Raw genomic sequence first — 21,729 nt, 5'->3', positions numbered from 1 at the left:
GCGCCCCGCGCGCCTAGAGGGTTGAGAGAGAGCACATGGAAAGCTACTACCTCGACTGGGCCAACCTGCTGCTGCGCTGGGTCCACGTCATCACCGCCATCGCCTGGATCGGCGCTTCCTTCTACTTCGTGATGCTGGACAACAGCCTCGAGAAGCCGCAAGACCAGGAGTCGCTCGACAAGGGCGTGGGCGGCGAGCAATGGGCCGTGCACGGCGGCGGCTTCTACAACATGCAGAAGTACGCGCTGGCGCCCAAGAAGCTGCCGGACCACCTGCACTGGTCGTACTGGGAGAGCTACAGCACGTGGCTCACGGGCTTTGCGCTCTTCACCATGTCGTACCTGTGGAACGCCAGCACCTACCTGATCGACAAATCGAAGATGGATTGGCAGCCCGGCGCCGCCATTGGCGTGGCCCTGGCTTTCTTCGTGGTGTTCTGGATGGTCTACGACGGCATCTGCCAGGTCTTCGGCCGCCGCAAGAACGGCGACACCATCGTCGGCGTGCTGATCGCAGTCTTCATCGTGTTTGCGACCTGGCTGGCCTGCCAGTGGTTCGCGGGCCGCGCGGCCTTCCTGCTGGTGGGCGCGATGATGGCCACCACGATGAGCGGCAACGTGTTCTTCTGGATCATTCCGGGCCAGCGCAAGAACGTTCAGGCCCTGCGCGAAGGCCGGCCGGTCGACCCGGTGCACGGGCAGCGCGGCAAGCAGCGCAGCGTGCACAACACCTACTTCACGCTGCCCGTGCTGTTCGCGATGCTGAGCAACCACTACAGCTTCACTTACACGCACAAGTACAACTGGATCGTGCTGCTGCTGATCATGCTCGGCGGCGCGGCCATTCGCCAGTTCTTCGTGGTGCGGCACCGCTTCAAGCTCGGCAACGCGGGCAATCCGCTGCCCTACGCGCTGGTTGGCATCGTGGTGCTGGGGCTCACCATCGTCTGGATGAAGCCCGAGCCGGCCGCCGCGCCCGCGGCTGGCGCAGCGGCGCCCGCGGTGGCCTTCAAGGACGTGCAGAAGGTGCTCGAGCAGCGCTGCTTCATGTGCCACGGCGAGGCCACGCAGATGAAGAACGTGCGCGTCGACTCGCCCGACCAGGTGGCTGCGCATGCGCAGGCCATTTACCAGCAGGTGGTGGTCACGAAGATCATGCCGATGAACAACGCCACGGGCATTACCGACGAAGAGCGGGCCCTGATCAGCCGCTGGTTCCAGGCCGGCGCAAAGACCAACTAGTACGTCAACACGTAAGTTTCGAAACGTAATGACGACCGAGCTTGTGATCTGCATCCTGTCGAGTGAACTTCCACTCGATGGTTCGGCGCAGCGCGTTTCGATCTGCTTGCCAGGCATCGACTTCGCGTCGCAGGAGTTGCTGGCTGGGGAGGCGGCGGTTCAGGCATTGGCGCGTGAGGATGCCGATCTCGATTTCTGCCATGTTGAGCCAACTTGCGTGCTTGGGCGTGTAGTGAAAGCACACCCGGCGCAACAGCGTGTTGGCCGCGCGCACTCCCAACACATCGTCGAAGCATTTCCTGAAGTGAATGTTCAGGTTGTCCAGCACGAGGTGAACGCGGCGTGCCGTCGCATAAGTGTCGGTGAGAAGTGCCTGGACGAAGCCGACGAAGTCTGTCTTGCCCCGGTGATCGGTGACCGAGACGACGCGCTGTCCCGCCTTGGGCTCGACTGCCACGAACAGATTGGTGGTGCCCTTGCGCACGTATTCGTAGTCCAGCTTGGCCGCCTCGCCCGGCGCCATGGGCAACGGCTCTCGGCTATGAGCAACGAGTTGCAGACTCTTCTCGTCGATGCAGATCACGGGCTCGTCGCCGCACATCGGTTTGGCGTACAGCTTGAGCAGGTTGTACATGCGGCAGCGGTACTCTTCGGTGAGCGTGCCGATGCACCACATCAGCCGTCGCCAGGGCTTGAGATCGTTTTTTTTAGCATGCGCCGGACGGTTTCCCGACTGACGTTGCCAAGGCCCAATTCCTGGCGCGCGGCACGTTCGAGTTCGACGATCGTCCAGCGCTGGCGACCCTCGGGCGCAGCCGAGCATGCCAGTGCCGTCACGCGCGCCTCGGCATCGGTGTCGTACTGTCGCGGCCGACCCGAGCGTGCAACGTCGAACACGGCCAGATCGACGCCCCCTTGCAGGTATGCCGACCGGGTGCGCCACAGCGCGGTGCGTCCGATCCCCAGAACGTCCATGATCTGCGCCTCGGGAATCCCGCGATCCAGGCACCACAGCGCATGCGCCCGGTTCACTTCGCGCGAATGATGGATTCCCTTGCGTCGAATCTCCTCGATGATCGCCCGATCCTTCTCGGTCAAATGCAGTTCGGTCTGGCGCATGAGCACTCCTTCGTAACCCCAACGGGGATAGATGGAGTGTATTCATGTTTTGTTATTTACGTGTCAATGTACTAGACAGACGGAAGTTGACCGGCGACAAGGGGGCGGGTCTTGGTCCGCAGCACAATCGCCGGATTGGAGACAAAGCAGCAATGACCGCATCGAACCCCACCTTCGGCCCCGCTCCCGATCCGCGCGAAGCCCCGCGCGCCTTCCTCGAACATCTCTACCGCGTGGCGGTGGACCGCGCGCTGCCGCTGTCCACGCTGGGCGCGCATCTGCCGAAGCCGCCCAAGGGCCGCACGCTGGTGCTGGGCGCCGGTAAGGCCGGCGGCTCGATGGTGCAGGCGCTCGAAGCCCTGTGGCCAGCCGATGCGCCGCTCTCGGGCCTGGTCGTCACGCGCTACGACCACATTCCGCCGCGCCCTGAAGGCGTGCCGCAGCGCGTGAAGATCGTCGAGGCCGCGCATCCGGTGCCCGATGCGGCCGGGCAGCAGGCGGCCGAGCGCATCCTCGCGCTCACGCAAGGCCTCACGGCCGACGATCTCGTGCTGTGCCTGATCTCGGGCGGCGGCTCGTCGCTGCTGGTGCTGCCGGCCGAAGGCCTCACGCTGGCCGACAAGCAGCGCATCAACAAGCAGCTGCTCGACAGTGGCGCCGGCATCGGCGAGATGAACTGCGTGCGCAAGCACCTGTCGCGCATCAAGGGCGGCCGGCTGGCTGCGGCCTGCGCGCCGGCCCGGGTGGTGACGCTCACGATCAGCGACGTGCCGGGCGACGACGCGGCCGTCATTGCCAGCGGCCCCACGGTGCCCGATGCCACCACCTGCGCCGAGGCGCTGGCCATCCTCGACCGCTATGGCATCGAGGTGCCGGCGCCCGTGCGCGCGCAGCTCGAGAGCGGAGAACTCGAAACGCCGAAGCCGGACGACGCGGTGTTCGCGGGCCATGAAGTCCACCTGATCGCCACGCCCCAGCAATCGCTCGAAGCCGCGGCCAGGGCAGCGCGCGAGACCGGCATCGAGGCGCACATCCTCAGCGACGAGATCGAAGGCGAATCGCGCGAAGTCGGCAAGGTGCATGCCGCACTGGCGCGCGCCGTGGCACACCGCGGCGAGCCGTTCGCGCGGCCCTGCGTGATTCTCTCGGGTGGCGAGACCACGGTGACCATCCGCCCGCGCCAGCCGGGCCAGGCCAAGGGCCGCGGCGGCCGCGCTGGTGAACTGTGCATGGGCCTGGCCGGTGCGCTCATGGGCCAGCAGCAGGTGTGGGCACTGGCCGCCGACACCGACGGCATCGACGGCGTGGAAGATAACGCGGGCGCCTTCGTCACGCCCGACACGCTGGCGCGCGCCACGGCTGCCGGGAGGAAACTGTCGGACCACCTCGACCGCAACGATGCGTACGGCTACTTCGATGCCATCGGCGACCTGTTCGTGACGGGGCCGACGAACACCAACGTCAACGACTTTCGCGCGCTGCTGATTCTTTAAGAGTCTGTCTGCGATCCATATGTTGGGCGCTGTTGTTCAGGGCGCGATCAAGCCGACGGTGTGCTCTGCTCCGCGAATGTCCCCCGGCCTGCGGCCTCCTCCTTTATTTCGCTGCGCAGAGCACACCATCGACGTGATCGTTGGTCAGAGCGGTCGTTGATCGGTCTCACACCAGCAGCGTGTCCTGCGCACGCGCCCCGAAAAACGGGCGATTTCCGGCCGCCGGCGGGGTTTGGTGAACTCGGGTTAATCTACGCACCCGGCGGCGATTTGCCGCCGTTGTCGCATGCGTACCCCCCAAAGGTGCCGCGCCGCGCACCCAGATTTCCCCCTTTTCATCATCCAGCCCTCGAAGGAAAAGTTCGCCATGACCGCCACCTATACCGACACCCGCCTGCTGATCGACAACGAATGGGTCGACGCCACCGGCGGCAAGACGCTGGACGTCGTGAACCCCGCCACCGGCAAGGCCATCGGCAAGGTGGCGCACGCCAGCATCGCCGACCTCGACCGCGCCCTGGCCGCCGCCCAGCGCGGCTTCGAGAAGTGGCGCAGCACGCCCGCCAACGAGCGCGCCGCCGTGATGCGCCGCGCGGCTGCACTGATCCGCGAACGCGCCCCCGAGATCGCCAGGCTGCTCACGCAGGAACAGGGCAAGCCGCTGGCCGAAGCCAAGGGCGAGACGCTGGCCGCTGCCGACATCATCGAATGGTTCGCCGACGAAGGCCGCCGCGTCTACGGCCGCATCGTGCCCTCGCGCAACCTGGCCGCGCAGCAGCTGGTGATCAAGGAGCCCCTGGGCCCCGTCGCCGCGTTCACGCCCTGGAACTTTCCCATCAACCAGATCGTGCGCAAGCTCGGCGCCGCGCTGGCCACCGGCTGCTCGTTCCTGGTGAAGGCGCCGGAAGAAACCCCGGCTTCGCCGGCCGCGCTGCTGCAGGCTTTCGTCGATGCCGGCATTCCGCCCGGCACGGTGGGCCTGGTGTTCGGCAACCCGGCCGAAATCTCGAACTACCTGATCTCGCACCCGATCATCCGCAAGGTGACCTTCACGGGCTCCACGCCGGTCGGCAAGCAGCTGGCCGCGCTGGCGGGCTCGCACATGAAGCGCGTCACCATGGAGCTGGGCGGCCACGCGCCGGTCATCGTGGCCGAAGACGCCGACGTGGCGCTGGCCGTGAAGGCCGCGGGTGCCGCCAAGTTCCGCAATGCGGGCCAGGTCTGCATCTCGCCCACCCGCTTCCTGGTGCACAACAGCCTGCGCGAGGAATTCGCCCGCACGCTGGTCAAGTACACCGAAGGCCTGAAGCTCGGCGACGGCCTGGCCGAAGGCACGACCCTCGGCCCGCTCGCCAATGCACGCCGCCTCACGGCCATGGCCCATGTGCTGGAGGATGCGCGCAAGAAGGGCGCGACCGTGGCGGCCGGTGGCGAACGCGTCGGCGACACCGGCAACTTCTTCGCGCCCACCGTGCTGACCGACGTGCCGCTCGATGCCGACGTGTTCAACAACGAGCCCTTCGGCCCCATCGCTGCGATCCGCGGCTTCGACACGCTCGAGGAAGCCATTGCCGAAGCCAACCGCCTGCCGTTCGGCCTGGCCGGCTACGCCTTCACCAAGTCGATCAAGAACGCGCACCTGCTGAGCCAGAAGCTCGAACTCGGCATGCTGTGGATCAACCAGCCCGCCGCGCCATCGCCGGAAATGCCCTTCGGCGGCGTGAAGGATTCGGGCTACGGCTCGGAAGGCGGCCCGGAGGCGCTCGAGGCCTACCTGAACACCAAGGCTGTTTCGATCATGAGCGTGTAAGCGGTCGTTCGAATCGCTCCGGCTTTTTGCAAAAAGCGGGATCGCTTCGCGGCGGTGTCGCTTTTTTTATGCCCTTGTCCTTGTTTCAGGGCGCGCTCCCGCCGACGGGGTACCTTGCTCCGCGAATGTCCTCCGGCCTGCGGCCTCCCCCCTGATTTCGCTGCACAAGGCACCCCATCGACGGGAGCGTTGGACAGAGCGGTCGTTGAGCGGGGGTACACCACGAGCGTGCCCAGTGCACAGGGCATCGGGTGCTCCCCGCAGCGAAATCAAGGAGGAGCCGAAGGCGGGGGACATTCGCGGAGGGGAGTACCCGGTGGCCTGTGCACGTGCCCTGAACAAAGCGCCCTGAACAAAGCGCCCTAAACGAAGAGCCCTGAACAAAACGTCACTGCCACCCATACCGCCGCGCATACCAGCCCTTGACCGCCTGCGTGAGCGTCGCGTACCCCGCCAGCATCGCGGCCAGCCACGGAAAGTAGGCCAGCGGAAGCGCCTGCAGCCTGAAGTAGTGCGCGAGCCGCCCCATCGGCAGCCAGATGCCCGCCGCGGCAATGGCCGCGCCCATGGCCAGCAGCGGCCAGGCCGCGCGGCTTTGCAGGAACGGAATCTTGCGCGTGCGGATCAGGTGCACGATCAGCGTCTGCGACAGCAGTCCCTCCACGAACCAGCCCGACTGGAACAGTGCCTGGTGAGCCACCGTGTTGGCCGAGAACGCGAACCACATCACGGCGTAGGTCAGGACGTCGAACACCGAGCTCAGCGGGCCGAAGAACAACATGAAGCGGCCCAGGTCGGCCGGGTTCCAGCTCTGCGGCTTGCGCAGGAACTCGGCATCGACGTTGTCGAACGGAATCGCGATCTGCGACACGTCGTACAGCAGGTTCTGCACCAGCAGATGCAGCGGCAGCATCGGCAGGAACGGAAGGAACGCGCTCGCCACCAGTACCGAGAACACGTTGCCGAAATTCGAGCTCGCGGTGAGCTTGATGTATTTCAGCATGTTGGCAAAGGTGCGGCGGCCCTCCACCACGCCCTGCTCCAGCACCACGAGGCTCTTCTCGAGCAGGATGACGTCGGCCGATTCCTTGGCCACGTCCACCGCGCCGTCCACCGAAATGCCGATGTCGGCCGCGCGCAGCGCGGGCGCATCGTTGATGCCGTCGCCCATGAAGCCGACCACGTGCCCGTTCGCATGCAGGGCGCGCACGATGCGCTCCTTGTGCGCGGGCGTGAGCTTGGCGAACACCTGGTGCCGTTCGACCAGCGTGCGCAGGCCGGCGTCGTCCAGCTCGTCGATCTCCCGGCCCGGCACGACGCGGCCGGCCTCGATGCCCACGTCGCCGCAGACCTTGCGCACCACCAGCTCGTTGTCGCCCGTCAGCACTTTCACCGCCACGCCGTGCTCCGCCAGCGCGCGCAGCGCGGGCGCGGTCGATTCCTTCGGCGGATCGAGAAAGGCGACGTAGCCCAGCAGCGTCAGCGCCGCTTCGTCGGCCACGCCGTAGGCAACCTGGGCCGGCCGTTGCGCCCCGGCGGCCAGCACGCGGCTGGCCACGGCCACCACGCGCAGGCCCTGGGTGTTGAGCTCCGACGCGATGCCGTGAATGCGTTCGAGCAGATCGGCGTCGAGCGGCAGCACGTCGTCGCCGCGCTCGACCGAGGTGCAGACCGAGAGGATCTCCTCCAACGCGCCCTTGCAGACCAGCAGGTGCTCGCTGCCGCCGCCGTCCTCCATTCCCACCACCACCGACATGCGGCGGCGCGCGAAGTCGAAAGGCACCTCGTCGATCTTGCGCCAGGCCGTTTGCAGCCGCGTCTCCAGCTGCATTTCAGCGTGGTTCAGCACGGCCTTGTCGAGCAGGTTCTTGAGCCCGGTCTGGTGGAAGCTGTTCAGGTAGGCCATCTGCAGCACATGGTCCGAGGCTTCGCCCCAGGCGTTGGTGTGGCGCTCCAGCACGATGCGGTCCTGCGTCAACGTGCCGGTCTTGTCGGTGCACAGCACGTCCATGGCGCCGAAGTTGTGAATGGCTTCCAGCCGCTTCACGATCACCTTCCGGCGCGACATCACGACCGCGCCCTTGGCCAGCGTGGCGGTCACGATCATCGGCAGCATCTCGGGCGTGAGGCCGACCGCGATCGACAGCGCGAACAGCGCCGCCTCCCACCAGTCGCCTTTGGCCACGCCGTTGATCACCAGCACCAGGGGCGCCATCACCAGCATGAAGCGGATCAGCACCCAACTCACGCGGTTGATGCCGGCCTGGAATGCACTGATGCCTTGGTCAACGGCGGTCACGCGCTGCGCCAGCGCGCCGAAGAAGGTGCGGCTGCCCGTATGCACGATGAGCGCGGTGGCGGTGCCGCTGACCACGCTGGTGCCCATGAAGAGCAGGTTCTCGCGTTCGAGCACGCCGGCTTCGGGGCCGCGGCGGTCGATGCAGAACTTCTCCACGGGCATCGCCTCGCCGGTCAGCGCCGACTGGCTGATGAACAGGTCCTTGGCCGCGAGCAGCCGGCAGTCGGCCGGGATCATGTCGCCGGCCGAGAGCGCGATCACGTCGCCCGGCACCAGCTCGCGCATCGGCACTTCGATGCGCAGCGCGCTCGCGGTGCCGGGTGCGGGCCGCAGCACGGTGGCCGTGTTGCTCACCATGGCCTTGAGCCGCTCGGCCGCCTTGCTGGAGCGCGACTCCTGCAGAAAGCGCAGCACGGTCGACAGCCCCACCATGTTGCCGATCACGAGTGCGGCCTTCATGTCTTCCGTGATCCAGGAGATCAGCGCCAGCGCCGTCAGCAGCAGGTTGAAGGGATTGCGGTAGCACTGCCACAGATGCACCCACCATGACGGCGGCTGATCGTGGCGAACCTCGTTGCTGCCGAACTGCTTGCGCAGCGCTTGCGCCTGGCTTTCGTCCAGGCCTTGCGGCGAGCTGTGGAGTCCGAGGAGCACCTGGCCGGCATCGGTGCGCGACGCAGTCTGCAGTGCTTTCGAGATATCGGGCGGGGTGCCGGCAGAGGCCGGGGCGATGCGCGGCCGTGCGGCGCGCGGCAGGTGTTCGCGGCGGATCATGGGGTTCTTCTCCTTCGGGCGCGGGCCGCGAAGGAGGGAACCTCCCGCCTCGGTCAATCAGCGGGCAGGAATCCTCCGCGGCGCGGCGCGCCGGGTCGTGAAAGCAAATGGCATCGAATCAAAAGAGAGTGGGGCGCGCTGGGGCGCAAGCGAGGGGCTGGGTCCATGGTGGCCTCCTGCGATGAAGATGCGGCTGTGGCTTTGCGCGGCGGCTCAGCGCTGCTTCGGACCGGCGTTCCGGTCGAGCAGCAGGAAGAAGCTGCGGATGCGCCGCGTGGTCCAGAGCGCGGCGGCCTGGTCCACCGTCTCGTCGATGGCGGCCGGTGCCGCGGCCGCATGGCCTGGCGCATGCGCCGAGGCGCTGCGGACGCGCGGCTGCACCTGCGGCGACGATGGCTGCTGCTGTTGCCGTTGCTGGCAGGAATGAAACTGACGCATGACAAGGCTCCTTCGCGATGAAGGGCGTCGTGGCATGAGACCACGCAAGCTGACTGAAAAAGTCAGCGACGAAAGCAACGGGATTTGGGAGGAGGAGAGCCGCTTGCCGAAGAGGCAAGGGGGTCACACGCTGCGGGCACACAGGCCGCAGCGCGGAAGAAGCCTGCGCTACGGAGCCGGGTGTGTCACGCCTGCCAAAGCACGCGTCTTGTCACTGATCCAACTGGCACTGTCCACGCACGAGGCTCCGAAGTAAAGATGTGGGATTGTTGCACTGCGTCATAGGGTCGTCAACCCTTTGGCTCGGCATTGCGCAGGGCTATCGCGCCGTGCAGCGGATGCGCCCGCAAGGGGCCGCGAAGCTCAGTTGCACTGGAACAGGACGCCGGATTCCGCAGGCGCCTTGCCGAGCCAGCGCGGCGTTTGGCCCTTGGCGCTGCAATGGTCGGTGGCCTGCGTGTACGTGGGCGCACGCAGCACACCTTCGCGGAAGGGCACCACCTGGTTGGGAGGTACGGAGCAGCCGGTGGCAAGCAACGCGAGCGGAAGAAGAGTGCGCCAGTTCATCGGGCCATTCTAAGACGCGGCCTAGTCGCAGAGCGCCCGGATCGTGGGTGGAATGGGCACCGCGCGGATGCCGCCGCCTTCGCGCTTCGCCGCGAAGATGCGCACCTCCTCGCATTCGAGGATCAGCTCGTCGCCGCGCAGGACGCGGTAGGTCTGCACGAAGCTCTTGTCGCGCCACTCGGCGATGCGCACCGCGATCTGCAGCGTGTCGCCGTAGCTTGCGGCCTTGACGAAGCGGGTGTGCGTGTCGACCAGCGGCGTGCCGATCACGCCCAGCGTGCGCGCCGTTTCTTCCCAGCGCGGCACGCCGCATTCGGCGAAGAAGTGGCGCGACGCCGCATCGATCCAGCGGAAGAAGTTGGGAAACCAGACGATGCCGGCGGGATCGCAGTCGCCGAACTCGACGCGCGCGGTGTAGGTGATCTCTTTGCTGTTGCTCATCAGTTCATTCTCGTCGGCCGCCACGGGGCGATGCGTGCGTTCAATCCGCGACGATCTTGCGGTCGCGGATCAGCGCGCCGAAGCGCTGCGAATCGGCCGCCGCGCGCCGCTGGAATTCGGCCGGCGAGCCCGGCACCGCCTCGCCGCCAAGCGAGGCGATGCGTTCCTTCACGGCCGGCAGCGCGAGCGCGCGGTTGATCTGGGCGTTGAGTTGCGCCACCACCTCCGGCGGCGTGCCTGCGGGCGCGTAGAAGCCGAACACGGTGTCGGCGTCGAAGCCGCGCAGTCCGGCTTCGTCGAGCGTGGGCACATCGGGAAAGAGCGGTGAGCGGTGCGGGCTGCCGACCGCAAGCAGCCGGAGCTTGCCCGCGCGCACCTGCTGCAGGCCGATGCCCGGATCGAAGGCGTAGTCGATCTGGCCCGCCAGCAGGTCCTGCAGGGCGGGCGCCGCGCCGCGGTAGGGCACGTGCAGCGCGAAGAGGCCCGCCTGGCTCTTGAACATCTCGCCCGCCAGGTGCGGCGAGCTGCCGTTGCCCGGCGAGCCGTACGACAGCTTGCCCGGGTTGGTCTTGGCGTACGAGATGAACTCGCGCACATTCACGGGCGGCAGCGAGGGCCTGATCACCAGAAACACCAGCACGCGCGCGGCCGCTGCCACCGGCACCAGGTCCTTCGCGGGATCGAAGCTCATGCGCGAATACAGGTGCGGGTTCACCGACACCATGCCGCCCGAACTCATGAGCAGCGTGTAGCCGTCGGCCGGTGCGCGCGCCACCGCCTCGCCGCCGACGTTGCCGTTGGCACCCGCGCGGTTCTCGATCACCACCGGTTGCTTGAGCGCTTCCTGCAGCGGCTGCGAGACCGCGCGCGCGATCTGGTCGGCGGCGCCGCCGGGCGGAAAGTTGACGACCACCTTGATCGGCTTGGCGGGCCATGTGTCGGCATGCGCCTGTGCGTGCGCACAGGCCAGCAGCACGCAGGCGGCGCTGAACAGCAGGCGTCGCCGCCAGGGAAGGGCATGGTGGGGCATGAGTGGTGTCTCCTGTGTTGTCATGGAATCAGGGGCGGGCGGTGGTGGATGGCGGCCGTTTCATCCAGCGGATCGGCTGCGCCTGCACCGGCCGCGGCGCGGCACCGTGGCGCACCAGCGCGGCGTCGAGCGCCTTGCCTCCCTCGTCGGCCAGGGCTGCTTCGCGCGCCGCGGCAATCGCCTCGGCGCGCGCCGGCGCGGGCAGCGTTGCACGGCCTGCGAGTTCGCCGATCATGTGCAGCAGGTTGTGCTTGCCGCGCTCGTTGGTGCTGCCATAGCCCTTGATGAGCCGGCCGCACAGCGCGAGCTCGTGGCCCAGCACCCAGGCCTCGCGCGTGCCGGCCTCCACCGCCGCGAGCCAGCGTTCGATCAGCGCCTGCTCCTCGGCAAAGCGATGGCCGCGGCGGCGCAGCCACTTCAGCGATGACAAGAGGCGCAGCGAGGCCATGCCGGCCACCGAGTGGCTGCCCACCTGCAAAGGCAGCGCCCAGGGTGCGAGGCCGCGTGCCTGCCTGCCGCGGTCCCACGCGGTGACGCGGCGCGCCAGGCCCGCCGGCAGCAATGCGGCGAACTCGGCCGCGCCGGGCTTGAAGTGGTCGTAGACCTTCACGATGTCTTCCTCGGCCGCGCGCACTTCCTGCCGCACGCGCTGTGCGCGGCTGGCGCGGCCCTTGAGCGCGGCCACGCGCACGATGTCGTCGAAGGCCATCCAGAGCGCGAGCCAGCGCGCGATTTCGCGGGTGATGGCAAAGCCCTGCGCGCCGGCCGGGTCGGCGGCGCGCTCGGCATCGAGCACCCGGCCCAGCCGGTCGGCGTAGAGGGCGGCGTAGCCGGCGTCCTGGTAGTCGAGCACGCGCGCATGGCCGAGCGTGAGCATGTCGTGCACGGCGGGCGGAAAGCGCCGCGCCAGTTCGTCCGGCAATGCGCGCGGCGGTGGCGGTGCGTCGCGGGTGTCGGCGGCCAGCACGCTGCTCACGAAGGCGGCCTGCGCGCGCGGCGTGCCCACGGCCTCGAAGCCTGCTGCAAAGCCGCGCAGGCTGGCGGCGGCCATCTTGCCCAGCTTCTCGGGCGCGCGGGCGTCGCCGCCGCGCACCACGTGCTCATAGGCCTCGCGCGGGAACGGAAACAGGCCGCTGCCCGCGATGGCGCCGAGCATCACCGCGCTGACCACCGTGCCGGTCTCGCGCGCCATCGCGTTCATGTCGAACACATGGTGTTCGCGGCTGAAGGCCTTCACCACGTCGACGAGGCGCTGCGCATCGGCGCGGCCGTCGCCGGGCTGCATGCGCTCCGCGGTGGTGAAGATGCGCGCCGACGAGCTGATGACCAGCGTGCGCAGCGGCGCGCTCATGCCGTTGCCGATCTGGCGCGCCGTTTCGAGCAGCTCCGACGACACGATGGCGTCGAGCGCGCCCGGCACCGGGCTCAGGCTGAACACCGGGCGCCGGCCGGCAAGCTGCACGAGCGGCACCGGGAAAACCTCGATGTAGTAGGTGGTGGCGCCGGTGCGCTGCGCCACGCCGGGAATCGACGTGCTCTGCGCGGCATGGCCGGCGTGGCGCGCGATGTCGACCAGCCACTCGGTGAGCACGCCGCCGCCTTCGCCGCCTAGGGCGCAGACGAGCAGGGAGATGGGGCGGTTCTGTTCCATGTCGTCGTCTCTCATGCGGGTTGCAGCACGCGCACCACGGCGCCGCGCAGCGCGTGCAGCAGGCGCTCGTGCCACTTCGGGTTCTGCACCACCTCGGCGCGGTAGAAGCTCGGGCACAGCGTGGCCGCATGCGCGTTCTCGCCGCACAGGCCGCAGCCCACGCAGCCGTCGATCACGGTGGCGACGGGGTCGACCTTGAGCGGGTCGGGGTTGTCCTTGAGCGTGAGCGTGGGGCAGCCCGACAGGCGGATGCAGGCGTGGTCGCCGTTGCACACGTCCTCGTCGACGCCGTACTTCACGCGCACCACGCGCTCGCCGCGCTGAAGGAGGCCGGCAAGCCAGGGCTTGATGCGGCGCTGGCGCTCGAGCTGGCATTCGCCTTCGGCAATCACCACCTTCAGGCCGTTGAAGTCGCTGGTGAGCGCTTCGGTCAGCGTCTTGCGCATGCGCTCCACGTCGTAGGTGGTGACGGTGCGCATCCACTTCACGCCCAGGCCCGTGAGCGTGGCCTCGATGGTCTGGTTCTTGTCGACCAGGCTCTGCTGCTTGTCGACGGCGCGCTCCTTCATCTCGTCGTCGGGCGTGGAGATGATGTCCTGCGTACCGGTGGCCGAGGTGTAGCCGTTCTTGAAGATCAGCAGCACCGCGTCGTCGCCGTTGAAGAGCGCGCTCTGCACGCCCGTGAGCAGCCCGTTGTGCCAGAAGCCGCCGTCGCCCATGATCGACAGCGTGCGGCGGTTCATCATGGGCGCCACGCCCGCGCGGCTCGCCAGGCTCATGCCGTAGCCGAGGATCGAATGCCCCATCGAGAAGGGCTCGAAGGTGCCGAAGGCATGGCAGCCGATGTCGGCCGCGATGTGCACCGGCCCCGTCTCCTGCTGCGCGAGCTTCAGGGCCGAGAACACCGGGCGCTCGGGGCAGCCGATGCAGAAGCTCGGCGGCCGGTTGGGCAGCGGCGTCTCGAGCTGTCGGGCCACGGCCTCGCGGCGCTCGCGGTTGCCGGCCAGCCAGGCCTGCGCGGAAGATGAAGCCTCGCTGGTCTCGATGTATTTCGCGGCGAACGCGCCGAGGCCGCCCGCGAGCACCTCGACGCCGTATTCTCCGGCTGCGGGCAGCATGTCCTTGCCGTGCAGCGGCGTCTGGATGTCGCGCCGGCGCAGCAGGGTGGCGATGTCCTGTTCGATGTATTCGGGCTGGCCTTCCTCCACCACCAGCACGGCACGCTTGCCCACGCAGAAGTCGGCCACCTGCTCGGGCACCAGCGGGTAGGTCACGTTGAGCACCAGGATCGGGATGTCCGTCTCGCCGAAGGCGTCGGCCAGGCCCTGCTGCTGCAGGCTGCGGATGAGCGCGTTGTAGAGCCCGCCCTGCACCACGATGCCGAGGCCGGCATGCCGGCCGCCCGGAATCAGCTCGTTGAGCCCGTGCTCGATGATGTGGCGCCGCGCGGCCGGAATGCGCTCGTCGCCCTTGAGTTTTTCGTGCCGGAAGGTGACGGGCGGATGCGCGAGCCGCATGTAGTCGAAGCCCGCGGGCTCGCTCATCAACGCGCGGGTCGATACCGCGGGCGCGATGTTGTCCTTGCACTCGAAGCTGCCGCGCACGTGGCAGGTGCGGATGCGCAGCTCCATCAGGCAGGGCATGTTGGAGGCTTCCGAAAGGCAGAAGCCTTCTTCCACCATGCGCACCATCACGCCCAGGTCGGGCCGCGGGTCGAGCAGGCACATGCTCGACTTGAGCGCATAGGCGTGCGTTCGCTCCTGGATCACGCTGGCGCCTTCGCCATAGTCCTCGCCCACCACCACCAGCACGCCGCCGGTCACGCCGGGCGACGACAGGTTGGAGAGCGCATCGGCCGCCACGTTGGTGCCGACTATCGACTTCCAGGTGACCGCGCCGCGCAGCGGGTAATGAATGGAGGCGCCGAGCATCGCCGCGGCCGAGGCTTCGTTGGAGCAGGCCTCCACATGCACGCCGAGTTCGTCCATGTAGGCCTTGCCCTGCACCATGACGTCGAGCAGGTGCGACACCGGCGCGCCCTGGTAGCCGCCCACGTATGCCACGCCCGACTGCAGCAGGCCCTTGGTGATTGCGAGGATGCCCTCGCCATGAAAAGTGGCGCCGGCGCCCAGGCGCAGCAGCTCCACTTCCTTGCTGAATGAAACTTCCAAGAGATTCGACTCCGTTGATGTATGGGGGTTGAGTGGTGGCGAGAGCGCGGGGCGGCAAACGCTTTCCCCGCGCCGCGCTTCGCCGACGCCGTGCCGTGGTGGCGGCTCCTTACTTGCCGGACGGCCTGGCGGCTGCGCCGGGAAAGCGCGCCACGTAGTAGGCAAGGGTGTCCAGGTCCTCCGGCGGGATGCCGCTCAGGGCTTCGGTCATGGCCTGTGTGTAGCCCGGGCGCTTGCCCGTGCGGAAGCCGTGCAGGGTCAGCTGCAGATAGTCTTCGCGCTGCTGCGCGATGCGCGGGACCTGCTGGCCGCCGCTCAGGTCGGCGCCGTGGCAGATCACGCAGCGATGCGTTTGCGCCAAGGCCTGGCCGCGTGCCATGCGCGCCGCATCGGGCGGCGCGGCCGGCGGCGCGGCGGGCACCGGCGCCAGCGTGGCGATGAACTCCGAGAAGCCGCGCAGGTCCTCGTCCTTCATGGTCTTTGTCACTGCCGACATCGCGGGGTTGTCGCGCCGGCCTTCGCGGAACAGGAACAGCTGCGTGATCGCATAGAACGAATGCTGGCCTGCGAGCGCCGGCGCTCCCGCCATGTCGCTGCGCCCGTTCGCGCCGTGGCACGAGGCGCACACGGCCGCATAGCGCTGCGCATAGCTGCCCTGCGCAGGCTGCGTGCCCTGTGCGCCGGCAGGCGGTGCCGCTGAAGCGAGGAGCGTCATGGCGATGCCCGCAATGGACTGCGCGATGAAGAGAAAGCTCTTGCTCATCGGCCGCCGTAGCTGATGCGGTAGATCGCGCCGGCGTGGTCGTCGCTCACGAGCATGGAGCCGTCCTTCAGCACCAGGAAGTCCACCGGCCGGCCAAGGTAGTTGTTGTTCTCGACGAAGCCCGTCATGAAGGGCTCGACCTTCGCGCCGCCCTTGCCGTCAGGCCATGCCACGGCAATGTCGGCGTACTTGACGGTGCGGTTCCACGGACCGTGGCGGGCGATGAACATCGCGCCGCGGTACTTGGTGGGGAACATCTTTCCGTTGTAGAAGGCCAGGCCCAGCGAGGCGGCGTGCGGGCCGAGCAGCGCGGCGGGCTTCGTGAACTCACCGCAGTTCTTGCCCCAGCCGAATTCGGGGTCGGCGATGTTGCCCTGGTGGCAATACGGATAGCCGAAATGCTGGTCGGGCTTGGTCACCACGTTCAGCTCGTCGTTCGGCAGGTCTTCGCTGAGCCAGTCGCGGCCGTTGTCGGTGAACCAGAGGTTGCCGGTCTTGGGGTCGAAGTCGAAGCCCACCGTGTTGCGCACGCCGCGCGCCACGGTCTCGATGCCGCTGCCGTCGAGGTTCATGCGAAAGATGCGCGCATGCGCCTCGTCGGGATCGCAGATGTTGCAGGGCGCACCCACGGCGTAATAGAGCTTGCCGTCGCGCACGCGAAGGTAGCGCCAGCTGTGGTCCTGCCCGCCGGGCAGCTTGTCGTTGAGCACCGCGGGCGTGCCGGGGTTGTCGAGCTTGTCCTCGATGCCGTCGTAGCGAACGATCTGCTTGTGGGTGGCCAGATAGAGCGCGCCCTTGTGGAACTCGATGCCGGTGGCGAATTCGGTCTTGTCGACGATGGTCTTCGGCTTGCGGTCGCCCTTCTCCGCAATGGCATAGACCTTGTTGCCCACGAACAGCGTGCTCACGAAGACCGTGCCCTTGTCGCCCTGGCGCAGCGAGCGCGCATCGAGCACGCCCGAGGCCCAGGTCTCCACCTTGAAGCCGGGCGGCAGCTTGAACTTGGCGGTGGGCAGCTGGTCGGGCGCGGTCGGGATCGGGAAGGAGGGCACCGGCGCCATGCGCGTGGCGGCTTCGGTCTTGGGGCGCCCCTTGGCCCAGCCCGGCTCCTCGGCCGGCGGCTGTTGTGCCCAGGCGGCGGTGGCGGCAACGCAAAGCAGTGCGGCGATTGCCGCATGCGGACGGAGTCTGGCCATGTCTTGTCTCCTGTGCGCCGGTCAAAGCCGGCGAGGTGTTGTGAATGAAAGAGTCATACGTTGAAGGCTTAGCCAGCTACGGCGGCCCCGAGTCATGCGTGCACATTCGTGAGGGTGTGGGCGAAGCGTTGACAGGGGTACGCGCGGGCCGGGTATCGAGCCGCGTAATACATGCCCCGCGGCGAGAGCTGCGGGTGGTCCGGGGTGCCGAGGCAGTAGGAGATTGCCGAAGGCCACACCGATGCTGCCGCTTTGGCGAGGTGGCATGGGACCCCGCGCGGTCAGAGACCCCGCGCACGCGCGGAAACACCTTGCACGGAAACCGGGAGATCCCGCGTCCTTCTGCAACGCGCTGGGAAGCGTCGAGTGCAGAGCGCATCGTGAAGCCCAAGGGCGTACGACGATGAGCGATAGGAGCGGGAAGTCGGACTGCTGCGTAGTACCGAAGAAGCTGCCGAACAAGGCTGCGGGGGAAGCTCCTGCGGCGGCGGAGGCGGTGGAGGGAAGGCGGCAGGCCAAGGGAAATGCCATCGCGGCGCGCATGTCCCGCAGATCGGTGCGGGTCTATGACATGGGAACCGCGCTCGATGGCATACGACAGACGGCAAAGGGCCGTCGTGGTGCGAGGTTCACTGGACTGCTGCACCACATCTACGCGGTCGAACGCCTTGAGGCGGCCTACCTTGCGCTCAAGCGCGACGCGGCCGCTGGGGTGGACGGCCAGACCTGGCAGGCGTACGGGCAGGACCTGGAGGGCAACCTCCTGGATCTGTCCGAACGGTTGGCCCGAGGGGGCTACCGGCCCCAGCCTGTGAAGCGGGTGTACATCGACAAGGCCGACGGCAGCAAGCGCCCGCTGGGCGTGCCGGCGCTGGAGGACAAGCTCGTCCAGCGCGCCACGGTCGAAGTGTTGAACGCCATCTATGAGCAGGACTTCCTCGGGTTCAGCTACGGCTTCAGGCCCGGCAAGAGTGCGCACAACGCGCTGGATGCCGTGGCGGTAGGTGTGCACAGCAGACGAGTGAGCTGGATTCTCGATGCGGACATTGCCAAGTTCTTCGACACAATCGAAAGGGACTGGCTGGTGAAGTTCATCGAACACCGCGTGGCGGACACGCGCGTGGTGCGGCTGATCAAGAAATGGCTGCACGCGGGCGTGCTGGAAGAAGGCAGGCTGAGGCAAAGTGAGGTGGGTACGGTTCAGGGTGGGAGCATCAGTCCGCTGCTGGCCAACATCTACCTGCACTATGCGTTCGACCTGTGGGTGAAGCAGTGGAGGGGGCGCCATGCCCGAGGCGACGTGATCGTCGTGCGTTACGCCGACGATTGGGTAGCCGGGTTCCAGTTCCGCGACGATGCCGAGCGCTTCCAGCGCGCGGTGGCCGAGCGGCTGGGCCAATTCGGGCTGAAGCTGCACCCCGAGAAGACGCGGCTGATCGAGTTCGGGCGCTTCGCCCGGGAGAATCGACGCCGCCGAGGACAAGGCAAGCCGCAGACCTTCGACTTCCTGGGGTTCACGCATTGCTGCGGGACGACGAGGAAGGGCCACTTCATGGTCCTGCGGCTCACCAGTGCCAAACGCCTGCGAGCCAAACTGCAGGTGGTCAAGCTCGAACTCAGAAGGCGCATGCACCAACCCATCCCGGAGCAGGGCCAGTACCTGCGGGCGGTGGTGGCCGGGCATGCGCGCTACTTCGGCGTGCCGTGCAACGGCGCGCGGCTGAGGACATTCCGCTTCCAGGTCGCCGGGCTGTGGCATCGCACGCTGTGCCGCCGCAGTCAGAGCCATGGCCTGACGTGGCGTCGAATGTATCGATTGATGGCGCATTGGCTGCCTGTTGCGAACATCTGCCACCCGTACCCGAACCAGCGTCTGATCGTCATGACCCAAGGCAGGAGCCGTATGCGGTAGCTCCGCACGTACGGATCTGTGGAGGGGGTGCTGGGTGACTGGCATTCCTACTCCTACTTTCGTTGTGGGGTGCTCTTCTTGTGTTCACCGAACGGAGCGCGATCGGCGACGGCGGCCAGTGTGCGAGCCCGGTGCCGGGTCTTCAATAAAATAATCGAGCTAAGTAATATGCATGCCATGCATATACAGACGATCGACCTCAACCTGCTGCGCCTTTTCGATGCGGTCTACCGTGCCCGCAGCGTGAGCCGCGCGGCCGAGGCGCTGGGCCTGACGCAGCCGGCGGCGAGCCACGGCCTCGGCCGCCTGCGCCTGCTGCTGAAGGACGCGCTTTTCACGCGCGCGCCGGGCGGTGTGGCGCCGACACCGCGCGCCGAGCGGCTGGCCACTGCGGTGCAGGTTGCGCTCAACACGCTGGAAGAGGCGCTGAACGAGTCCGACCGTTTCGAGCCGCAGGCCTCGCGCAAGACCTTCCGCATCCACATGAGCGACATCGGCGAGGGCCGCTTCCTGCCCGCGCTCATGGCGCGGCTCGGCGAGCTGGCGCCCGGCGTGCGGGTCGAGACGCTTCCGCTGCCGCCCACCGAAATCGCGCCCGCGCTCGACAGCGGCCGCATCGACTTTGCCTTCGGCTTCCTGCCCAAGGTGCGCGACACGCAGCGCAAGCACCTGCTGAAGGACCGCTACATCGTGCTGCTGCGCAAGGGCCATCCGTTCGCGCGCGGGCGGCGCAGCAGCCAGGCGCTGATCGAGGCGCTGCAGACGCTCGAGTACGTGGCGGTGCGCACGCATGCGGAGACGCTGCGCATTCTGCAGCTGCTCAACCTGGAGGAGCGCGTGCGGCTCACCACCGAGCACTTCATGGTGCTGCCGGCCATCGTGCGCGCCACCGATCTTGCCGTGGTGATGCCGCGCAACATCGCGCGCGGGTTCGCCGAGGAGGGCGGCTACGCCATCGTGGAGCCTGCCTTTCCGCTGCGCGACTTCACGGTCTCGCTGCACTGGAGCAAGCGCTTCGAGGCCGATCCGGCCAACCAGTGGCTGCGGCAGGTGATCACGGCGCTGTTTTCCGAGCGCACCGGTTAAGGGGAGAGGGAAAGACGCAGGACCGGCGCGCCTTGTTTCAGCAGGCGCTTGCGAAAGATCATCTGGCGGTCAGGCTTGGCATGCCACCATCGAGGCACACATGAAGAAACGTATTCCGTCGTTCCTGCGCCACGTGGGGCCCGGCGTCGTCACCGGTGCGGCCGACGACGACCCCTCCGGCATTGCCACCTACACCCAGGCCGGTGCCCAGTTCGGCACCGGCCTGCTCTGGACGGTGTTCCTGTCGCTGCCGTTCATGGTGGCGATCCAGCTGGTGTCGGCGCGCATCGGCCGGGTCACGGGCAAGGGTGTGGCCGCCAACCTGCGCGAGCACATGCCGCGCGGCTTTCTGTTCGTGCTGGTGGCGCTGCTGGTGGTGGCCAACACCATCAACATCGCGGCCGATATCGCGGCCATGGGCGAGGCGCTGGCGCTGGTGGTGGGCGGCGGGGCGCATTTCCTTTCGCTGATGTTCGGCGTGGTCACGGTGCTGCTGCAGGTGTTCGTGCCCTATCGCAAGCTGGCCTACGTCCTCAAGTGGCTGACGCTCACGCTGTTTGCCTATGTGGCCGCGGTGTTCGCGGTGCAGGTGGAGTGGGGCCGCGTGCTGCACGACCTCGTCGTGCCCAGGCTGCAGTGGAACGGCAACTACTGGATGATGATCGTGGCGCTGCTGGGTACCACCATCTCGCCGTACCTGTTCTTCTGGCAGGCCTCGCAGGAAGTCGAAGAGCTCCGGCTCAAGGGCGGGCGGCGCGGCACCGACAAGGAGGTGTGGCGCGACCTGCGGCGCGTGCGGCTCGACACCTGGCTGGGAATGACCTTCTCGAACGTGATCGCTTTCTTCGTGATGGTGGTGGGAGCGGCGGTGCTGTTCACGGCGGGGGTGCGCGACGTGACCTCGGCGGCGCAGGCGGCCGAGGCGCTGCGGCCGCTGGCGGGCGACTTCGCGTTCTGGCTCTTCGCGGGCGGCATCATCGCGACCGGCTTGCTGGCGGTGCCCGTGCTGGCCTCGTCGGCCGCCTATGCGGTGGCGGAGGCCTTCGGCTGGGAAGAAGGGCTGGAGCGGCACTGGCGCGAGGCCAAGGAGTTCTACGGCATCATCGCCGTGGCCACGTTGGTGGGAACGGCGCTCGACTTCACGCCGATCGATCCGATGAAGGCGCTCTACTGGAGTGCCGTGATCAACGGCGTGGTGGCCGTGCCGATCATGGCCGCGATGATGGTCCTGGTGTCGCGCGAGAAGGTCATGGGCGTGTTCACCTCGGGGCGCCGCACGCGATGGCTGGGGTGGGGCGGCACGGCCCTGATGGGGTTCGCTGCCCTGATGATGGGATGGGACATGGTGCGCTGACACGGGATCGCCCCGCGGCCTTGGAATCAATCAAAAGTACGCGCTGCCGAGCGCATATTTTTTTGGCCGGCCGTTCACACGCCGATGGATGCCCCTACAGAATTTGTACCAAGTTGCTGCATTGCAACAATGTTTTCGACGCATCGGACCTAGGAAATACGATGAAAGCCTTCGTATTCGGCCATCGCGAATCGAATGTCCACTTCCCGGTGAAACCTTTCTCGCTCAAGGTTCCGCGTGAAATTTCCGTGCGCGGAAAAGCGTCACTGAAATCATTGCAACGACTTGTACATTGGTCCGGCAATGTGAACGGATTGTCACCGCGGGCCACCGGCATTTCTCCTTGAACGGCGGGTGCATCACGCGTCCATTTCACGCGCACAT

18 protein-coding genes are annotated in these 21,729 nt (G+C 67.4%); 7 read left to right on the top strand and 11 right to left on the bottom strand.

Features of this window, described 5'->3' with window-relative positions; genetic code table 11:
- Positions 1 to 35 precede the first annotated feature (35 nt).
- Positions 36 to 1,241, top strand: a complete 1,206-nt coding sequence (locus VAPA_RS19985) for a urate hydroxylase PuuD (protein ID WP_021008575.1) — start codon at positions 36 to 38, stop codon at positions 1,239 to 1,241.
- 4 nt (positions 1,242 to 1,245) lie between these two features.
- Here VAPA_RS19985 and VAPA_RS34895 read toward each other — a convergent pair whose 3' ends face one another.
- Both VAPA_RS34895 and VAPA_RS34890 read right to left on the bottom strand, forming a co-directional pair.
- Positions 1,246 to 1,917 carry an IS630 family transposase gene (locus VAPA_RS34895; RefSeq protein WP_021005719.1) on the bottom strand — a complete coding sequence of 224 codons (672 nt, stop codon included), beginning with the start codon at positions 1,915 to 1,917 and terminating at the stop codon, positions 1,246 to 1,248.
- Positions 1,917 to 2,360 carry a helix-turn-helix domain-containing protein gene (locus VAPA_RS34890; protein ID WP_021005052.1) on the bottom strand — a complete coding sequence of 148 codons (444 nt, stop codon included), beginning with the start codon at positions 2,358 to 2,360 and terminating at the stop codon, positions 1,917 to 1,919. Before VAPA_RS34890 ends, VAPA_RS34895 begins: the two co-directional genes overlap by 1 nt.
- 152 nt (positions 2,361 to 2,512) lie before the next feature.
- On the opposite strand from VAPA_RS34890, the gene VAPA_RS19970 reads away from it, so the two are divergent.
- Together VAPA_RS19970 and VAPA_RS19965 are read left to right on the top strand one after the other, a co-directional pair.
- Positions 2,513 to 3,853 (top strand): glycerate kinase type-2 family protein, encoded by a 1,341-nt coding sequence (locus VAPA_RS19970; RefSeq protein WP_021008574.1) that lies wholly within the window; start codon positions 2,513 to 2,515, stop codon positions 3,851 to 3,853.
- Positions 3,854 to 4,220: 367 nt separating this feature from the next.
- Positions 4,221 to 5,663 (top strand): NAD-dependent succinate-semialdehyde dehydrogenase, encoded by a 1,443-nt coding sequence (locus tag VAPA_RS19965; protein WP_021008573.1) that lies wholly within the window; start codon positions 4,221 to 4,223, stop codon positions 5,661 to 5,663.
- A gap of 388 nt (positions 5,664 to 6,051) precedes the next feature.
- Here VAPA_RS19965 and mgtA read toward each other — a convergent pair whose 3' ends face one another.
- From mgtA to VAPA_RS19920, 9 genes are all read right to left on the bottom strand, one after another.
- Positions 6,052 to 8,736 carry a magnesium-translocating P-type ATPase gene (mgtA, locus tag VAPA_RS19960; protein ID WP_051255341.1) on the bottom strand — a complete coding sequence of 895 codons (2,685 nt, stop codon included), beginning with the start codon at positions 8,734 to 8,736 and terminating at the stop codon, positions 6,052 to 6,054.
- A gap of 213 nt (positions 8,737 to 8,949) precedes the next feature.
- Positions 8,950 to 9,174, bottom strand: coding sequence for a hypothetical protein (locus VAPA_RS19955; protein ID WP_021008571.1), 225 nt, complete (start codon positions 9,172 to 9,174; stop codon positions 8,950 to 8,952).
- 363 nt (positions 9,175 to 9,537) lie between these two features.
- Positions 9,538 to 9,741, bottom strand: a complete 204-nt coding sequence (locus VAPA_RS19950) for a hypothetical protein (RefSeq protein WP_021008570.1) — start codon at positions 9,739 to 9,741, stop codon at positions 9,538 to 9,540.
- A 21-nt stretch (positions 9,742 to 9,762) separates the two neighbouring features.
- Positions 9,763 to 10,182, bottom strand: a complete 420-nt coding sequence (locus VAPA_RS19945; RefSeq protein WP_021008569.1) for an acyl-CoA thioesterase — start codon at positions 10,180 to 10,182, stop codon at positions 9,763 to 9,765.
- 40 nt (positions 10,183 to 10,222) lie between these two features.
- Entirely contained in the window at positions 10,223 to 11,212 is a 990-nt protein-coding gene (locus VAPA_RS19940) for a Bug family tripartite tricarboxylate transporter substrate binding protein (protein WP_021008568.1), read from the bottom strand.
- A gap of 28 nt (positions 11,213 to 11,240) precedes the next feature.
- On the bottom strand, positions 11,241 to 12,863 hold the full coding sequence (locus VAPA_RS19935; RefSeq protein WP_021008567.1) for an indolepyruvate oxidoreductase subunit beta family protein: 1,623 nt from the start codon (positions 12,861 to 12,863) through the stop codon (positions 11,241 to 11,243).
- Positions 12,864 to 12,874: 11 nt separating this feature from the next.
- A complete protein-coding gene (locus VAPA_RS19930; RefSeq protein WP_021008566.1) occupies positions 12,875 to 15,034 on the bottom strand; it encodes a thiamine pyrophosphate-dependent enzyme in 2,160 nt (719 codons plus the stop codon).
- Between the two features lie 109 nt (positions 15,035 to 15,143).
- On the bottom strand, positions 15,144 to 15,797 hold the full coding sequence (locus tag VAPA_RS19925) for a c-type cytochrome (RefSeq protein ID WP_021008565.1): 654 nt from the start codon (positions 15,795 to 15,797) through the stop codon (positions 15,144 to 15,146).
- Positions 15,794 to 16,993, bottom strand: a complete 1,200-nt coding sequence (locus tag VAPA_RS19920; protein ID WP_021008564.1) for a PQQ-dependent sugar dehydrogenase — start codon at positions 16,991 to 16,993, stop codon at positions 15,794 to 15,796. The genes VAPA_RS19925 and VAPA_RS19920 overlap by 4 nt, the downstream gene beginning before the upstream one ends.
- A 403-nt stretch (positions 16,994 to 17,396) precedes the next feature.
- On the opposite strand from VAPA_RS19920, the gene ltrA reads away from it, so the two are divergent.
- The 4 genes from ltrA to VAPA_RS34525 all read left to right on the top strand — a co-directional run bounded on the left by ltrA (position 17,397) and on the right by VAPA_RS34525 (position 21,692).
- On the top strand, positions 17,397 to 18,905 hold the full coding sequence (gene ltrA, locus VAPA_RS19915; RefSeq protein ID WP_041946173.1) for a group II intron reverse transcriptase/maturase: 1,509 nt from the start codon (positions 17,397 to 17,399) through the stop codon (positions 18,903 to 18,905).
- Positions 18,906 to 19,082: 177 nt separating this feature from the next.
- Positions 19,083 to 19,991: a LysR family transcriptional regulator gene (locus VAPA_RS19910; RefSeq protein WP_021008562.1), complete on the top strand. Its 909-nt coding sequence runs from the start codon at positions 19,083 to 19,085 to the stop codon at positions 19,989 to 19,991.
- 100 nt (positions 19,992 to 20,091) lie between these two features.
- Positions 20,092 to 21,345: an NRAMP family divalent metal transporter gene (locus VAPA_RS19905; protein ID WP_021008561.1), complete on the top strand. Its 1,254-nt coding sequence runs from the start codon at positions 20,092 to 20,094 to the stop codon at positions 21,343 to 21,345.
- Between the two features lie 161 nt (positions 21,346 to 21,506).
- Entirely contained in the window at positions 21,507 to 21,692 is a 186-nt protein-coding gene (locus VAPA_RS34525; protein ID WP_155248084.1) for a hypothetical protein, read from the top strand.
- Positions 21,693 to 21,729 lie beyond the last annotated feature (37 nt).

This window comes from Variovorax paradoxus B4 (assembly GCF_000463015.1).
Classification (GTDB): Bacteria; Pseudomonadota; Gammaproteobacteria; order Burkholderiales; family Burkholderiaceae_C; genus Variovorax; species Variovorax paradoxus_E.
Note: the sequence above shows the minus strand (reverse complement) of the source record. Positions and strands in the feature narration are given on the sequence as shown.

Excerpts from the sequence above, each read along its gene's own strand:
- VAPA_RS19965 (WP_021008573.1), top strand. The coding sequence starts at position 4,221 with ATGACCGCCACCTATACCGACACCCGCCTGCTGATCGACAACGAATGG.
- VAPA_RS19950 (WP_021008570.1), bottom strand. The coding sequence starts at position 9,741 with ATGAACTGGCGCACTCTTCTTCCGCTCGCGTTGCTTGCCACCGGCTGC.
- VAPA_RS34890 (WP_021005052.1), bottom strand. The coding sequence starts at position 2,360 with ATGCGCCAGACCGAACTGCATTTGACCGAGAAGGATCGGGCGATCATC.
- ltrA (WP_041946173.1), top strand. The coding sequence starts at position 17,397 with ATGAGCGATAGGAGCGGGAAGTCGGACTGCTGCGTAGTACCGAAGAAG.
- mgtA (WP_051255341.1), bottom strand. The coding sequence starts at position 8,736 with ATGATCCGCCGCGAACACCTGCCGCGCGCCGCACGGCCGCGCATCGCC.
- VAPA_RS19935 (WP_021008567.1), bottom strand. The coding sequence starts at position 12,863 with ATGGAACAGAACCGCCCCATCTCCCTGCTCGTCTGCGCCCTAGGCGGC.
- VAPA_RS19920 (WP_021008564.1), bottom strand. The coding sequence starts at position 16,993 with ATGGCCAGACTCCGTCCGCATGCGGCAATCGCCGCACTGCTTTGCGTT.
- VAPA_RS19905 (WP_021008561.1), top strand. The coding sequence starts at position 20,092 with ATGAAGAAACGTATTCCGTCGTTCCTGCGCCACGTGGGGCCCGGCGTC.
- VAPA_RS34895 (WP_021005719.1), bottom strand. The coding sequence starts at position 1,917 with ATGTGGTGCATCGGCACGCTCACCGAAGAGTACCGCTGCCGCATGTAC.
- VAPA_RS19925 (WP_021008565.1), bottom strand. The coding sequence starts at position 15,797 with ATGAGCAAGAGCTTTCTCTTCATCGCGCAGTCCATTGCGGGCATCGCC.
- VAPA_RS19910 (WP_021008562.1), top strand. The coding sequence starts at position 19,083 with ATGCATATACAGACGATCGACCTCAACCTGCTGCGCCTTTTCGATGCG.
- VAPA_RS34525 (WP_155248084.1), top strand. The coding sequence starts at position 21,507 with ATGAAAGCCTTCGTATTCGGCCATCGCGAATCGAATGTCCACTTCCCG.
- VAPA_RS19945 (WP_021008569.1), bottom strand. The coding sequence starts at position 10,182 with ATGAGCAACAGCAAAGAGATCACCTACACCGCGCGCGTCGAGTTCGGC.
- VAPA_RS19940 (WP_021008568.1), bottom strand. The coding sequence starts at position 11,212 with ATGCCCCACCATGCCCTTCCCTGGCGGCGACGCCTGCTGTTCAGCGCC.
- VAPA_RS19955 (WP_021008571.1), bottom strand. The coding sequence starts at position 9,174 with ATGCGTCAGTTTCATTCCTGCCAGCAACGGCAACAGCAGCAGCCATCG.
- VAPA_RS19970 (WP_021008574.1), top strand. The coding sequence starts at position 2,513 with ATGACCGCATCGAACCCCACCTTCGGCCCCGCTCCCGATCCGCGCGAA.
- VAPA_RS19985 (WP_021008575.1), top strand. The coding sequence starts at position 36 with ATGGAAAGCTACTACCTCGACTGGGCCAACCTGCTGCTGCGCTGGGTC.